Consider the following 14,208-nt stretch of genomic DNA (forward strand, 5'->3'; position numbering starts at 1 on the left):
ATGGGCGTGGCTTCGGTTCTCTTCGTCTGCATGGGCAATATCTGTCGATCGCCCTTGGCCGAGGGCGCGTTTCGGGCGGAGGCTGACCGGCTGGGCCTGGACGTCGTGGCCGACAGCGCCGGCACCGGCGACTGGCACGTCGGCCACGCGCCCGACCCGCGCGCCGTCGCGGTGGCGCGGCGCAACGGCGTCGACATCAGCGGTCTGCGGGCCCGCCAGGTCTCGCCGCAGGACTTTCGCCGGTTCACCCATATCTACGCCCTGGACCACGACAACCTGCGCGGCCTGCTTCGGATCGCGCCGCCGGACGCCACGGCCGAGGTGGGGCTGCTGCTGAACCTGGTGGAAGGTCACGCGGGACGCGCGGTCGCCGATCCCTATTATGGCGATGACTCCGACTTCGACGTCGCCTGGGCCGACGTGGCGATGGCGGCCCGGGCGCTCGCGCGGCGCCTGGTCGACGAGGGCTGGAGCGCCTAGTGCAGGGTTGGTCGCGACCGAACGGGAGCGGTCGAGGGCTCTTGCGCGTCGAACCGTACCGGCAAGGCCATGCCGTCGTGGGCCAGGGCGGCGTTCAGGAAGCGCGCCATGACCGTGACCGCCTCGGGCGTCACCACCAGGTCCTCCAGCAGCCGGTCCGCGCGGTCGGGCGCGGCGGGGCATAGGCCGCAGGCGACGATTACCCGCTGTTCGTCATCGCCATAGCCGCCGCAGCACGGCGGGGAGACGCACAGGGGCCGCCGCACCTGTCCCTCGATCGCGGTCATCATCAGGATGAAGGCCGTGGCGACGCGCGGCGAGACCAGGGCGCCGGCGCTACGCGACAGCCGCGCGCCGGGCTCCTCGCCCAGCACCCGCGCCGTCACCCACTGACGGAGCATCCACAGCAGGATCCGCTCGCCGTCGGCCAGGCTGACTGGCCCGCACTGGTCCAGGGGCGCGTGGAGGAAGGGGTCGGGTCGCACGCCGGAAATCTCCTCGCCCGGCAGGGGGCCGACACCCGCCGTGAGCGAACCGATCTCGGTGAGCGGCCCGACGCGTTCTTGCGAACACCTCGCAACTAGACGGGAGATCTAGTTGCGAGTCAATCGCAAAATATCGGGTCGCGGCTAGCCCCCGAAGCCGCCCTTGAACCCGCCGCCGTGGGCATAGGCGCGGCCGCCGCCGAAACCGCCGCGCGATACGACCGAGGTGCGGGTCTGGATCTTGGGCGGCGCGCTGCGGATCGCGTCGGGCGGATCGATGCTCTCGCGGGTGATGACCGTGCGGCCGCTGCCATAGTCGCGGCCTAGCCGTCCGCCCCAGGTCGAGTAGTAACCATCGTCGCGGTGATAGAGGCCGGTGCCGCGATAGTAGCCGCCGCCGCCGTCCAGCATCCGACCGATCACGAACCCGGCCAGCAGCGGCCCGAAGACGCTGTGCCCGTCCGATCCGGTGCGCGGCACGCAGTTGCCGACGCCGTAGACGTCCTCGCAGGTCGAGCGGGCCTCGAAGCGGGGGGCGTTCTTCTCGTCGTCCTTCTGGGCGGCGGCGTACGAGGTCTCGCACTGCTGGTCGGAGACCTCGTTGGCGTCCTTGCACTCCTGCAAGGTCTTGTAGCTGAAGGCCTGGACCTGTTCGCCGCGATTGGGATCCCAGCTGGCCTGGCCGCCATGATCCTCGCAGCCGGCCAGGGTGATCGCCGTGGCGCCGGCCAGCATGGTGGTCAGTTGCAGGGACGCGGAACGCTTGCGCATGGCTTTGACCCTCAGGCGGTCATGCAGGCGGCGTTGAGCACGCCGACCGCGATGGAGATGCCGGCCAGATAAACGCCGATCGAGGTCTCGCCGTTCTCGATGCGCGTCTTGACGTCGGGCAGGGCGACCAGGCGCACGCCGGTGAAGGCGGCGATCTGGATGACGCCGGCCAGGGCGGCCCAGGCGGCGAACTCCGGCAGGCTGACCGTGTGGCTGAGCGCCGAAGCCAGGGGCAGGACATAGCCGATCAGGGCCCCGGCCAGGGCGATCGCCGCGGCGACATTGCCCTGCCGGATCAGCGCCTTTTCGTTATAGGGCGTGACCCACTGATAGATGTACTTGAACGCGATGGTGAACAGGCCGGCCACGACGAAGGCCAGCAGGAAAGCGGTCGCGCCGTCCTGAAAGCTGCTGAAGTCGAACATTCCCTTGTTTCCCCCTTAGGCCCTGAACTCGGCCACCGACAGCGGCAGGCCGATCATCGTCTCGTGGCTGACATCCTGGCTGTCCTCGGGTTCAAGGGTCAGGGCCAGCAGCAGTTCCCGCCCGTCGCCGCCGGCGAGGTCGCGGTGGAACAGCATGGTGGTCTGGAACAGGCGGCGGTCCGGCTGGCGGGCGTCGCGCGTGTAGTAGACGTCCTCCCACAGCGTCACCGGATCCTGCTCGGCGGCCTCGTCGCCGAACCACAGGCGGGTGAAGGGCGGCAGGCCCTCGGCCTGGAACGTGCGGGCGCGCAGGCGCTGGGCCCACAGCTCGCGATCGGCCTGGCCCGACGGATAGTCGCTGGACCACGGGACAAAAACGGTGAAGTCGTTGGCCTTCTGGCCCTCGCGGTCGTCCGAGACGACCTGGAAGAGGATTTCGTCGTCCGTGTAGAAGCGGTGCACGAAGGCGCCGTCGTTCAGCTGGATCAGGCCCTGGGCGGTGATCTCCAGCGTGTCGCGGTCGAGCGCGAAGCGGGTCTCGGACCCGAACCGCCGCCAGGCCAGGGGATCCAGGATCACCGTGCGGCCGATCGTGACATTGCGGATGACGGGCAGGGCGGGTCGCGAAGCGTCTTCCTTGCCGCCGAAAAGTTTGCCGAACATCGGGTGTGGCGAGCCCTCGAAAACCTGACCGGACCGCCTATTTGCAGGCGAGGCGGCCGAGCGCCAAAGGCCATGCTTGCCCTTGGAAAACAACGGCCGCAGGATGACGCCGAACCAAGCCTTGTCAAGCGTACATGTTATGCGTACATGTAACGCATGCCCGCTAAGCCCTCGAGAAGCGCCCAGGCCGCCGAAAGAACCCGCGCGTGGCGCGAGGCGCGTCGCAGCGCCGGCTTCGTGAAGATCGAGGTCTGGGCCCCGGCCGCGTGCAAGCCCGACATTCTTTCCGCTGTTCAAGCGATCGTCGTCGAGTCGGTGCGCGGCCCGGCCTTGCAGGCCAATCCCCTTCCTCCAAAAGGCGTCAGACACATGGATTCCGTTATCGACACCGCCTGGACGATCCACTCGCTGCGCGACGCGCTGGCGGAAAGCAGCCTGGTCCGACCCGGCGAGATGACCGCCACCGTCGTGGAGGGCGTCGAGCCGGTGCTGCTGGTGGTGATGCACGAGTTCGGCGACCTGCCGGTCTATGTCAGCGGCGGCTCGCTGCAGCTGGTCGTCTCGACCATCCTGTGGCCTTGCGACGAGCAGCACGACCGGGCGGCGTTCAACGAGTTCCTGCTCAAGGCCCAGAAGATCGTGCCGCTGTCGAACTTCGGCATCACCACGGTGGACGGCCGTGACTATTACGAGCTGATGGGCGAGATTTCGTCCAAGACCACCCTGCAGACGCTGGTGATCGAGCTGCGCACCCTGGCGGCCAACGCCATCGCCGCCGCCAGCGATCTGCGCGACTCCTTCGAGAAAAGCCGCGTCGCGGCCGCCTAAGACCAAGAGACCGGAGACCTATCGATGTCGATCTGGAGCAAGCTGTCGGCCCTGTTCCGCGGCGCCGCGCACGATGGCGCGCAGACCGTGGTGGACGCCAATGCCCTGCGCATCCTGGACCAGGAGATCCGCGACGCCGACAGCGCCCAGGCCAAGGCCCGCGACGAGCTGGCCAAGATGGTCGCCCGTCGCCGCAGCCTGGAGACCGAGGTCGGCCAGCTGACCGATCAGGTCCGCAAGTACGAGTCCTCGGCCCGCGCGGCCATGGCCAAGGGCGATCAGACCCTGGCGCTGGAAGTCGCCCAGCGGATCGCCGACCTCGAAAAGGAAGCGGGGCAGAAGGGCGGTCAGATGACCGAGCTGCGCGCGTCCGAAGAGAAGATGCGGACGATCATCACCCAGACCGACTCCAAGATCGAGGCGCTCCGCCGCGAGATCGAGATGGTCAAGGTCAATGAGAGCGTCCAGAAGGCCCAGGCCGCCGTGATCTCGCGCTCGGGCTCGGCCAGCGGCGTCGTGGGTTCCGCCGCCGACAGCCTCAAGCGCATCAAGGAGCGCCAGTCGGTTCGCGAGGAGCAGTTCCGCCTGCACAACGAGGCCGAGGAGCGCCGCACCGGCGCCGATCTCGACGCCAAGCTGGCCGCGGCCGGCATCCTGCCGGGCGGCGGCGGCGCCGAGGACGTGCTGGCCCGCCTGATGGCGCCGAAGGACGAGGCGCTGCCCGCGCCGATGCTGGCCATCGAGGACAAGGCCAAGGTCGCCAAGGACGGCTCGGACGCCTGATGCGCCGCCTGACCCTGACGCCTCGGCCCGACTGGAAATCCAAGGCCGAGGCGGTCGGCTTCACCTGGCATCACGCCGACGGCCGCCGCTATTGGGACGAGCGCGCCGCCTACGCCTTCACGCTCGAGGAGGTCGAGGGGCATCTCGAGCCCGCGACCGAGGCGCTGCACAAGCTCTGCCTGGACTTGGTCGAGGAGGCGGTCGGCAGCGACGCGCTGATGGCCAGGCTCCAGATCCCGGAAACGGCTCGCGACCTCGTCGCCGCGTCGTGGAAGGCGCGGCATCCGTCGCTCTATGGCCGGTTCGACTTCTTCTACGATGGGGAAGGGCCGCCCAAGCTCTACGAGTACAACGCCGACACCCCGACCAGCGTCTACGAGGCCGCCGTCTTCCAGTGGCTGTGGCTCGAGGACATGCTCCAGCAGGGCCGGCTGCCGGAGACCACGGACCAGTTCAACAGCCTGCACGACAAGCTGGCCGAACGCTTCCGGGAGATTTTCCCGAACGGCGGCTTCGTCCATTTCGCCAGCGATCCCGACTTCGTCGAGGACCGCCAGACGGTGCGGTTCCTGGAGGACATGGCCAGGCTCGCGGGCCTGGAGCCGAAGTTCGCGCCGATGACCGAGATCGGCCTTGACGCCGATGGCCGGTTCGTCGACCAGGACAACTATCTGATCGGCGCGATCTTCAAGCTCTATCCCTGGGAAGACATGCTGCGCGAGCCCTACGCGGCCAATATCGCGGGCTCCAACACGCTGTTCCTGGAGCCGCCGTGGAAGGCGGTGCTGTCGAACAAGGCCCTGCTGCCGCTCTTGTGGGAGCGCCATCCCGGCCACCCGAACCTGCTGGAGACCTATTTCGACGACGACCCCAAGGTCGAGCGCCTGGGTTCCAGCTATGCCCGCAAGCCTCTGTTCAGCCGCGAAGGGGCCAATGTCGAGCTCTGGAAAGACGGCCGCCGGGGCCGGGTGCTGGATCAGGGCTACGGCGCGGAGGGCTGGATCCGCCAGGAACTGAAGCCGCCGCCGAGGTTCGGGACCAACTATCCCGTGGTGGGCTCCTGGGTGGTCGGCGACCAGCCGGCCGGCGTGGGCGTGCGCGAGGACCGCGGCCGGGTGACGCGCGACCGCTCCCGGTTCGTGCCGCATATCATCGAGGGCTGAGGGACCGAGACCCTGACCCTTCGACAGGCTCAGGGTGAGGGTCTCTACTGGCGCCGGCTATCCTTGATCCTCACCCTGAGCTTGTCGAAGGGCGAGGATCACGCGCTGCGGCGAACGACCTGTTTCACTCCCGTAGGAAACCGGTATCATTCCGGCGCTATCAAGGGCCCAACCACCAAGACGCCCCCGGGGAGAGACGTCCAGATGACCCGCAAAGCCGCCATGCTCGGCCTCCTTCTGTCCGCCAGCCTGCTCTCAGGGTCTTTGGCCCCGCCCGCCTTCGCCGGGGTGATCGGCCAGAACACGCCGGCCCTGCCGATCACCGCCGAGCGGATCGCCCAGCTGCCCGCCGCCCAACAGCCGGCGTGGAAGGCCTATCTCGAACGCTCCCAGGCCCAGATGAAGGCCGACCGCGCCGCCCTGGCGGCCGAGCTGAAGCCGGGGCAGACCCCGCCGCCGCCACCTCCGACCGCCCACGGCGAGGGCGAGAGCATGCCGCTGACCAAGGACGCGGCTTGGTACGCAACGCCCGAGGCGCGGCACATCGCCGATGTCATCGTCAGCTTCCAGACCCCCGCCGGCGGCTGGAGCAAGAACCTCGATCGCCGCGGCGCCCTGCGCCTGCCCGGGCAGCCGTGGTTCGCCGACAACAATTCCAAGTATCTGAGCGAGAAAGACTTCGACGCCGCCCGCGACCCCAAGTGGGGCTATGTCGGCACGCTGGACAACAACGCCACCATCACCGAGATGCGCTTCCTGGCCAAGGTGGCGCGGCAAGTCCCGGGACCCGAGGGCGAGGCCTATCGCCAGAGCTTTCTGAAGGGCGTGAACTACCTGCTCGCCGCGCAGTTCCCGAACGGCGGCTGGCCGCAGGTCTGGCCGCTGGAGGGCGGCTATCACGACGCCGTCACCTTCAACGACAACGCCGTCTCCGAGGCCGCCTATCTGCTGACCGAGGTGTCGGAAGCCAAGCCCGACTTCGCCTTCGTGCCCGCCGATCTGCGCGCCAAGGCCGCTCTCGCCGCCAAGCACGGCCGCGAGGTCATCGTCGCGGCCCAGATCCGCATCGACGGCCAGCCGACCATCTGGGGCCAGCAGGCCGACCCGTTCACCCTGGAGCCGGTCGCCGGCCGCAATTTCGAGCCGCCGGCCCTGTCAACCGGCGAGAGCGCCGACCTGCTGTTCTATCTGATGCAACTGCCCGACCCGACGCCCGCCGAGGTCGCCGCCGTGCACGCCGGGATCGCCTGGATGAAGAAGGCCGCGATCGTCGGCTTCGAATGGACCGGCAAGGGCGAGCCGGATGGCCGTCATCTGATCGAGAAGCCCGGCGCCGGCCCGATCTGGGCCCGCTACTACAGCCGCGAGACCCAGAAGCCGGTGTTCGGCGAGCGCGACAAGACCTTGCGCGACAACGTCAACGAGCTCTCGCGCGAGCGCCGCGACGGCTATTCGTGGTTCGGAACCCAGCCCTCGAAGGTGATCCGGCTGTACGCGACGTGGGCCAAGACCCATCCGCTGAACTAGCCGGCGCCGCCGGGCGCAAAGTGGGTAGGCGAACCGATAACGCGGTTATAGCGTGCAGGGCAAAATGCTCAGGAGGAAGCCGCCATGTGCGATGACGAAATCCATCCCGGTCTGATCCAGGACCCCACGATCTCGCGCCGCCGCTTCGGCCTGCTCAGCGTCGCCGTCACGGGGCTCGCCACCGTCGCCCGCGCCGACGAGGCCGTCGAGGAGAAGGACGTCACGGTCAAGACGCCGGACGGCCTGGCCGACGCGGCGCTGTTCCATCCCAAGGGCAAGGGCAAGTGGCCCGCGGTGCTGGTCTGGCCGGACATCTGGAGCCTGCGGCCGGTATTCCGCCAGATGGCGCGGCGCCTGGCGGCGTCCGGCTATGTCGTGCTGGTCCCCAACCTCTACTACCGCGCCAAGAAGGCGCCGGTGATGGAGGGGCCGATGAACTTCGCCGATCCCAAGGATCGCGAGACGATCATGGGTCTGGCCAAGACCGTGACGCCCGCCACCGCCGTCACCGACGCCGTGGCCTTCGTCGCCTTCCTCGACGCCCAGCCCCAGACCGACAAGGCCAAGAAGATCGGCACGCAGGGGTACTGCATGGGCGGGCCGCTGGCGTTCCGGACCGCCGGCTCGAACCCGGGTCGCGTCGGCGCGGTGGCCAGCTTCCACGGCGGCGGCCTGACGGCCGAAGGGCCTGACAGCCCCTACCTGCTGATCCCCAAGACCAAGGCCGACTACCTGGTCGCCATCGCCGACAACGACGACCAGCGCGATCCGTCGTCGAAGGACAAGCTGAAGACCGCGTTCGCCGACGCCAAGCTGAGCGCGACGGTCGAGGTCTATGGCGGGGCCAACCACGGTTGGACCGTGCCCGGCAGCCAGGCCTACAACGAGGCCGCCGCCGAGAAGGCCTGGAGCGGCCTCTTGGCGCTCTACAAGAAGGCGCTCGGCTAGAGCGTGATGGCCGAAAGCGTGAGCGGCTTCGGGGCCAACACGCTCTAAATATTTGAAATCGAGGCTGTTTATCCGTTTCGAAGGATTCCATTCGAAACGGACGGGCTCTAAGCGGATGGTCTCCGAAGGCGGCGGGCCGCTACAGCTCGCCGCCGATCCGCTCGACCTCGGCGGCCAGGGCCGGCAGGTCGAGCACGTGCAGCGTCCGGCCGGTCTGGCGGACAATCTCGAGGCTGGCCAGGCGATTGAGCTCGCGCGTCACCGGCTCGCGCTGGCTGCCCAGCAGGGCGGCGAGCTCGGCGTGGGTGGGGCAGGGGTGGATCGTCGCCTGTCGCCCGTCGCCGCCGGCGGCGGCCGCCATGCGCAGCAGCTCGATGCCGACGCGGCACGCCACCGGCACCGCCGTGGCCTCGAACAACCGATCGGTCAGGCCGCGGGCCAGGGCGGCCATGTCCTCCAGCAGCGCCCGCATGAAGCGCGGCGAATCGTCGAAGAGCCGGCGCACGAGGCTCTGCGGCAGCCGCGCCAGGCGAGAGTCCTCCAGGGCGACGACGTTCACCGAACGCGGCAGGCCGTCGATCGCCGCGATTTCTCCGAAATAGCCGCCGGGGGTGATCCGCCGGTAGCCGACCTCGCGGCCGGACTTGGCGTACTGGTTGGCCAGCAGCACGCCGTCCAGCAGCAGATAGATGCCGCCCTCCTGGTCCCGGCGCTGCAGGATCATCTCGCCCTTGCCATAGCGCAGATGGTCGATCGACGGGGCCAAGCGCTCGATTTCGTCGGGTCGCATGTGTCGAAAAATCTTGTTGTCGCGATAGTCTTTGGATCGCGGCTCGGACGGCGTATGGCTGGATGCGCGCGGGGGCGATGAGGGAATCAGTGTCATCGGGTACGCTCCTGCCGTCGATGGGGCGACGCATGACGAGTCGACAGCGATACAGGGCTTTTATCAGCTACAGCCATCGCGATCGCAAAATCGCCGAGTGGCTGCACCGCGCGCTGGAAACCTATCGCGCGCCGCGCGATCTGGCGAGCGCGGCCGGCGGCGCTTCGACGCACACGCTGCGACCGATCTTTCGCGATCGCGACGAGCTGAGCGCTTCGGGCAATCTCAACCAGGCCATTCGCGACGCGCTGGACCAGTCCGACGCGATGATCGTCCTGTGCTCGCCGGCCTCGGTCGCCTCGCGCTGGGTGGACCAGGAGGTCGCCTATTTCGTGAACGCCGGCGGGGCCGAGCGGGTCATCTGCGTGATCGCCCCGGAGACCGACGCCCGGACCCCGTTGGCCGAGGTTCTGCCGCCCTCGCTGCGCGCGGCCCTGCCGCCGGGCGTCGAGCCCTTGGCGGTGGATCTGCGCCGCGACGCCGACGGCAAGCGGTTGGCGCGCCTGAAGATCGCCGCCCGGCTTCTGGGCGTGAATCTCGACCGGTTGGTCCAGCGCGACGCGCGTCGTCGCGTGCGCCTCATGACCGCCTTCACCGCCGCGGCCTTGCTGATCGCCGCCGGCATGGGCGCGATGACGGTCGAGACCCTCAAGTCCCGACAGATCGCCCGCCAGCAGCGGGACGAGACCGAGGCGCTGGTCGCCTACATGCTCGGCGACCTGCGCGAACAGCTCGAGCCGGTCGGGCGCCTCGACGTGCTCGACGGCGTCGGCGCCCGGGTGCTGGCCTACTACGCCAAGCCCCGAACCGATCGCCTGGACGACAAGGCGCTGGCCCAGCGCGCCAAGGCCCAGACCCTGCTCGGAACGATCCGGGAGCAGCGCGGCGATCTGGCCGGCGCTCAAGCCGCTTTCGGCCAGGCGGCGGCGACGACCCAGGCCCTGGTCGAGCGCGATCCTCGCAACGGCGAGCGGATCTTCGACGAGGCCCAGAACGTCTTCTGGCTGGGTTACGTGGAATGGCGGCGGGGCGACGTGGCGGCGGCCGAGCGCCGTTTCAAGCGCTACGAGGCGCTGGCGCTGCAGCTGGTCAAGCTCGATGCGAACCGGGCCGACTGGCGGGTGGAGGTGGCCTACGCCAACAACAATCTGGGCACCTTGCTCTTCGAACAGGGCCGTCCGGAAGAGGCGGTCGCCGCGTTCCGCCGGGCGCTGGCCGTGTTCGAGGCCGAGGTCGCGCGCGCCCCGACCAAGAAGAACGTGACCGGCGCGGCCAATTCGAGGGCCTGGCTCGCCGACGCCCTGGTCCGCCAGGGCCGGATGCGCGACGCCCTGGTCGAACGCGAAACGGTGTCGACGGTTCTGGCCCGGGCGTCGGCCCAGGCGCCCGACGACAAGCGCTTGCTGGCGCGCGCCCTGGGCGCCGAGCTGGCGCTGGCCAGGCTGGAGCGTGACCTGGGGCGCAAGGCCGCCTCGCAGACCCGGTTCGAGGCGGCGCAACGGCGTCTGGACGATCTGACCAAGCTCGACCCGACCAACGCCCGTTGGCGCGAATATCTGGTCGGCGCCCAGATCGACCAGGCCGATCGTCTCGCGTGGGCGGGCCAAGCCGGGGCGGCGAGGGCGCGGCAGGCCGCCGCCGTGGCGGCCCTCGCCAAGCTGCGGGCCAGCGGCGACTCCAAGGTCTGGACGCCCGACCTGGACGGCCGAACGCTTCGAGAATCGATCATCCTGGCGCAACTGAGCGGGGACCAGGTCCAGGCCCGGCGGCTGGCGGAGTCGCTGCTGGCCAAGCTGAAGACTCTGGAAAGCGATCACGAGGGCGCGGCGGACCGATCGGCCTTGCGCGGCTTCGCCCAGCTCGCGGCCGGTGACCCGCAAGGCGCGATCGCGACCCTGGAGCCGCGGCGGCGGGCGCTGGCGCCCGCCGGGCTCGACACCCTGGCGCGGGCGTATCTGGCGAGCGGACAGCGGGATCGGGCGGGCGAGCTCGTGACGGGCCTCCGGAAAGATGGCTACGCCAACCCCGCCTTTCTTGAGTTCTGGAGAGATTCGCCTCCAGGTGGAGCGACCAGTCGGGAGGTAAATCAATGACGGAACCCAGACCCGCCGAGGTCATCGAGGTGGTGATCGGCCTGCGTGACGATCTCAATTTCATGAACGTCTTCGATCCGGCGAAGCCGAAGCGATTGACGATGAACCTGACGAAACGTTCGGAGCTGATCTTCACGCTGAGCGACCAGTTGATCGCGGCGGGTTGGAAGTTCCAGCAACGCCCGATCGAGGTTCGCCGCGACTTCGGCGTCAATTTCTCGAGCTACGCTTGGCTGCGGCACGCCTACGACGGCGAGCTGGCGCCCTTCACGCGGTTCAAGATCATCTACGAGTGCGCTCGGCTCGGGAACTACGAGTACAGCCTGATGATGACGGACTCGCACGGCCAGAAGATCACGCTGGATCCGGACGTCGAGAACGGCGACGGCCACGGCTGAGGCCTTGGCCAAGGCCATGGTCGCTGATCCGCTTTCCGCCACGACGCCCGCTTGGTCCGAGACTCTCGCGGCGCTGATCCGGCGCGGCGAGATTCTCACCGCCTACGATCAGGCGCGGGCGGCGATCGAGGCCGGCGACAGGTCTCCCGCCGTCGCCTATGCGGCGGTCCTTTGTCTGGCGCGAGCCGGGGCGGCGGACTTCGCGCGGGCCGAATATGTCCGCCTTGGCCTGGCCGATCTGCGGGACGACGCCGATGCGGTGGCGCTCGGCGCCCGCCTGCTCAAGGACGTGGCGCTGGCGTCGCGAGGGCCGCGCCGGATGGCGTTCGCTCGGGCGTCTCTGCGGCGCTACGAAGCCCTGTCCCGACGCTTCGGCGGGCTCTACGGCGCGATCAACGCCGCGACCATGACGCTGGTGGCGGGCGACCAGGACGGCGCCCGGGCCCGCGCCGCCGAACTGCTGAAGATCCCGCCGTCGCCGGGGCTGACCGGCGAGGCGGCCTATTACGAGGGCGCGAGCCGCGCGGAGGCCTGGTTCCTGGCCGGCGACATCGAGGCCGCCCGCGACACCCTGCGGTCGGCCCTCGCCGAGGCGCCCCTGGCCTACGCCGCCCACGCCTCGACGCTTCGACAACTGGAGATGCTGTGCCGCGAGACCGGGCGAGACCTGGATTGGCTGGCGTCCTTCCGACCGCCCGCCTGCGCGCACTTCACCGGTCACATCCTCGACGCGTCCGGCGCGGCGGCCCTGGACGGCGAGGCGCTTCGTGGCCGGATCGCGGCGGTCGTGCGCGAGCGACGCATCGGCTTCGCCTATGGGGGCCTGGCCGCGGGCGCGGACATTCTGTTCGCCGAGGCCCTGCTGGACGCCGGCGCGGAGCTCCACGCGGTGCTGCCGGTGAGCCTGGACTCGTTCATCGAGGTCTCGGTCGCGCCATTTGGCGTGGACTGGGTCGAACGATTTCACCGCTGCCTCTCGCGGGCGACCTCGGTCCGTTACGCCGCCCAGGATCCTTATCGCGGCGACGAGCAGGTGTTCGCCTATTCCAGCCAGTTCGCCATGGGCTGCGCGGTGCTGCGCGCCCAGACCCTGTCGGCCGAGGCCGTGCAACTGGCCGTGTGGGACGGACATGCCGCGCCCGGGCCATGCGGCGTCAGCGCCGACCTTGATCATTGGGCGCTCGGCGGCCGTTCCCAGGCGATCATCCCCGTGAGCCGCCCGGCCCCTCGGACGGTCGCCGAGGCGAGCGCGGAGCGCCGGGCCGGCCAGCGGGCCATGAAGGCGATGCTGTTCGCCGACGTGCAGGGCTTCGGCGCGCTGCGCGACGATCAGATCCCGGCCTTCATCGAGGGCGTCATGGGGCGCATGGCCGACACCGTCGGCGGCTTGGACGGGCCTCCGCGACATGTCGAGACCTGGGGCGACGGCCTCTTTCTGGTCTTCGATCAGCCGATCGACGCGGCGTTGGCGGCGCTCGCGCTGCTCGAGTCCCACCGGACGCTGGACCTTCGCGCCTTGGGTCTTCCCCGCAACCTTGGCCTGCGCATCAGCGGGCACTACGGCCCGGTGCACCTCAGAACCAACCCCTTGACCAAAGCCCCGGCGGTGATGGGCGCCCATGTCGTGGTCGCCGCGCGGATCGAGCCCGATGTCGCGCCGGGATCGGCCTATGTCAGCGAGGCGCTGGCCGGCGCGTTGGCCACGCTCCATGGCGAGCGCGTGCGCTGCGGCTATGTCGGACGGACCCAGGCGCGCAAGGGCTTCGCCGCGACGCCGGTCTTCAGCCTCTCCCGCGCGCGCTGAGGCATCGCCTAAACCCTTGCGGTAGAAGCCTTCGCGCGTCTCGATGTGAAAATCCGCACATCCAAAACGGCCCTCGCCGAACAAGGTTGGACCGTCGACCGCGACGGGCGCCCGCTTCCTGGAACAGCCCATCGCCGGCCGCGTGAACCGACTGGGGACCTGGCCACCCGCCGGCCAGGTCCTCCCTTTCAACTCGAGGTCGGCCCGACCGACCAGATCAGGAGCCGCGCCGTGCCTTTCGACGATATTCTCACCGACGGCGCGAGCGCGACGCCGGAAGTCAGCAAGACCTTTCTGCGCCACGCCCTCAACGTCTGGGCTCGGGAGAACGGCGTCGCCGAGGATCACCTCGCCGGCCTTGTGCATCAGATCCTGGACTTCGCTCAGGACTCCATTCGGGACGTGAGCCGTCTCGACGCCTGACCCGCCGCGTTTGGGGCCGCGCGCCCGCTTTCGCGCCGACGGTTCGGTCTAGCGGAGACAAGTATGCTTACGGTTCTGAGCGTGTTCGATAACCCGTTCATCCGGCTTCTGGCCGAGATCCTGGCGGTGGCTCTGGTCCCCGCCTTCGTTTTCCTGACCCTGCGGCTACTGGACGCGGAGGCGCGTCTGGGGCGCGCGCGTAGCCAGGCGGCCGAACTGACGACCGATCGCGACCGGATCCTGGCCGAGCTGGCCCTGAGCCGCGAGCGCCTGGCCGAGGCCCGTCAGGCCGCCGGACGCGCCCAGGCCGAGGCGGCCGAGCGGGAGATCCGCCTCAAGGCCCTTCTGGTCCAGGATCGCGCCGTCGGCGAGACGCGCTCGATCCTCGCTTCGCCGCGCAATCCCGGCCACTGACGCACGACGTCCGCCGAGGCGCGGACGCGAGCAAAGAGCGCCGGCGCCCGCGCGGCGCGGCCGGCCTATCGTCTAGAAAACCCATAGCTTGATCGCCGTGAGGAGCGGGTTCGAAAG

The 14,208-nt window shown here is 69.4% G+C and carries 16 protein-coding genes; 11 read left to right on the forward strand and 5 right to left on the reverse strand.

What is annotated here, in order from left to right; translation table 11 throughout:
- On the forward strand, positions 1-480 hold the full coding sequence (locus tag Q0V34_RS05750) for a low molecular weight protein-tyrosine-phosphatase (RefSeq protein WP_297509083.1): 480 nt from the start codon (positions 1-3) through the stop codon (positions 478-480).
- Here Q0V34_RS05750 and Q0V34_RS05755 read toward each other — a convergent pair.
- The 4 genes from Q0V34_RS05755 to Q0V34_RS05770 all read right to left on the reverse strand — a co-directional run bounded on the left by Q0V34_RS05755 (position 477) and on the right by Q0V34_RS05770 (position 2,824).
- Positions 477-965 carry a hypothetical protein gene (locus Q0V34_RS05755; protein ID WP_297509086.1) on the reverse strand — a complete coding sequence of 163 codons (489 nt, stop codon included), beginning with the start codon at positions 963-965 and terminating at the stop codon, positions 477-479. The two genes, Q0V34_RS05750 and Q0V34_RS05755, sit on opposite strands and share 4 nt — an antisense overlap.
- Before the next feature lie 144 nt (positions 966-1,109).
- Positions 1,110-1,736 carry a DUF1190 domain-containing protein gene (locus Q0V34_RS05760; RefSeq protein WP_297509089.1) on the reverse strand — a complete coding sequence of 209 codons (627 nt, stop codon included), beginning with the start codon at positions 1,734-1,736 and terminating at the stop codon, positions 1,110-1,112.
- An 11-nt stretch (positions 1,737-1,747) separates the two neighbouring features.
- Positions 1,748-2,161: a DUF350 domain-containing protein gene (locus Q0V34_RS05765; protein WP_297509092.1), complete on the reverse strand. Its 414-nt coding sequence runs from the start codon at positions 2,159-2,161 to the stop codon at positions 1,748-1,750.
- Between the two features lie 15 nt (positions 2,162-2,176).
- The gene (locus Q0V34_RS05770) at positions 2,177-2,824 is read right to left on the reverse strand and encodes a YjfK family protein (RefSeq protein WP_297509095.1); all 648 of its coding nucleotides are present in this window, start codon (positions 2,822-2,824) and stop codon (positions 2,177-2,179) included.
- A gap of 156 nt (positions 2,825-2,980) precedes the next feature.
- Between Q0V34_RS05770 and Q0V34_RS05775 the strand changes: the two genes are divergently transcribed.
- The 5 genes from Q0V34_RS05775 to Q0V34_RS05795 all read left to right on the forward strand — a co-directional run bounded on the left by Q0V34_RS05775 (position 2,981) and on the right by Q0V34_RS05795 (position 8,073).
- Positions 2,981-3,652 carry a YjfI family protein gene (locus tag Q0V34_RS05775; protein ID WP_297509098.1) on the forward strand — a complete coding sequence of 224 codons (672 nt, stop codon included), beginning with the start codon at positions 2,981-2,983 and terminating at the stop codon, positions 3,650-3,652.
- 24 nt (positions 3,653-3,676) lie between these two features.
- The gene (locus Q0V34_RS05780) at positions 3,677-4,435 is read left to right on the forward strand and encodes a PspA/IM30 family protein (RefSeq protein WP_297509101.1); all 759 of its coding nucleotides are present in this window, start codon (positions 3,677-3,679) and stop codon (positions 4,433-4,435) included.
- A complete protein-coding gene (locus Q0V34_RS05785) occupies positions 4,435-5,598 on the forward strand; it encodes a glutathionylspermidine synthase family protein (RefSeq protein ID WP_297509104.1) in 1,164 nt (387 codons plus the stop codon). The genes Q0V34_RS05780 and Q0V34_RS05785 overlap by 1 nt, the downstream gene beginning before the upstream one ends.
- A gap of 204 nt (positions 5,599-5,802) precedes the next feature.
- Positions 5,803-7,125 (forward strand): pectate lyase, encoded by a 1,323-nt coding sequence (gene pelA / locus Q0V34_RS05790; protein ID WP_297509107.1) that lies wholly within the window; start codon positions 5,803-5,805, stop codon positions 7,123-7,125.
- Positions 7,126-7,209: 84 nt separating this feature from the next.
- Positions 7,210-8,073: a dienelactone hydrolase family protein gene (locus Q0V34_RS05795; protein ID WP_297509110.1), complete on the forward strand. Its 864-nt coding sequence runs from the start codon at positions 7,210-7,212 to the stop codon at positions 8,071-8,073.
- A 139-nt stretch (positions 8,074-8,212) separates the two neighbouring features.
- On the opposite strand, the gene Q0V34_RS05800 is transcribed toward Q0V34_RS05795, so the two are convergent.
- On the reverse strand, positions 8,213-8,863 hold the full coding sequence (locus Q0V34_RS05800; protein WP_297509114.1) for a Crp/Fnr family transcriptional regulator: 651 nt from the start codon (positions 8,861-8,863) through the stop codon (positions 8,213-8,215).
- 128 nt (positions 8,864-8,991) lie between these two features.
- Here Q0V34_RS05800 and Q0V34_RS05805 point away from each other — a divergent pair, with 128 nt between their 5' ends.
- The 5 genes from Q0V34_RS05805 to Q0V34_RS05825 all read left to right on the forward strand — a co-directional run bounded on the left by Q0V34_RS05805 (position 8,992) and on the right by Q0V34_RS05825 (position 14,091).
- Positions 8,992-11,052: a toll/interleukin-1 receptor domain-containing protein gene (locus tag Q0V34_RS05805; RefSeq protein ID WP_297509117.1), complete on the forward strand. Its 2,061-nt coding sequence runs from the start codon at positions 8,992-8,994 to the stop codon at positions 11,050-11,052.
- Entirely contained in the window at positions 11,049-11,450 is a 402-nt protein-coding gene (locus tag Q0V34_RS05810) for a hypothetical protein (RefSeq protein ID WP_297509120.1), read from the forward strand. Before Q0V34_RS05805 ends, Q0V34_RS05810 begins: the two co-directional genes overlap by 4 nt.
- A gap of 4 nt (positions 11,451-11,454) precedes the next feature.
- Positions 11,455-13,254 (forward strand): adenylate cyclase, encoded by a 1,800-nt coding sequence (locus Q0V34_RS05815; protein WP_297509123.1) that lies wholly within the window; start codon positions 11,455-11,457, stop codon positions 13,252-13,254.
- A gap of 231 nt (positions 13,255-13,485) precedes the next feature.
- Entirely contained in the window at positions 13,486-13,677 is a 192-nt protein-coding gene (locus Q0V34_RS05820; RefSeq protein ID WP_297509126.1) for a hypothetical protein, read from the forward strand.
- 63 nt (positions 13,678-13,740) lie between these two features.
- Positions 13,741-14,091 carry a hypothetical protein gene (locus Q0V34_RS05825; RefSeq protein WP_297509129.1) on the forward strand — a complete coding sequence of 117 codons (351 nt, stop codon included), beginning with the start codon at positions 13,741-13,743 and terminating at the stop codon, positions 14,089-14,091.
- The last annotated feature ends 117 nt before the right edge of the window (positions 14,092-14,208 follow it).

The organism is uncultured Caulobacter sp. (genome assembly GCF_947036865.1).
GTDB lineage: Bacteria > Pseudomonadota > Alphaproteobacteria > Caulobacterales > Caulobacteraceae > Caulobacter.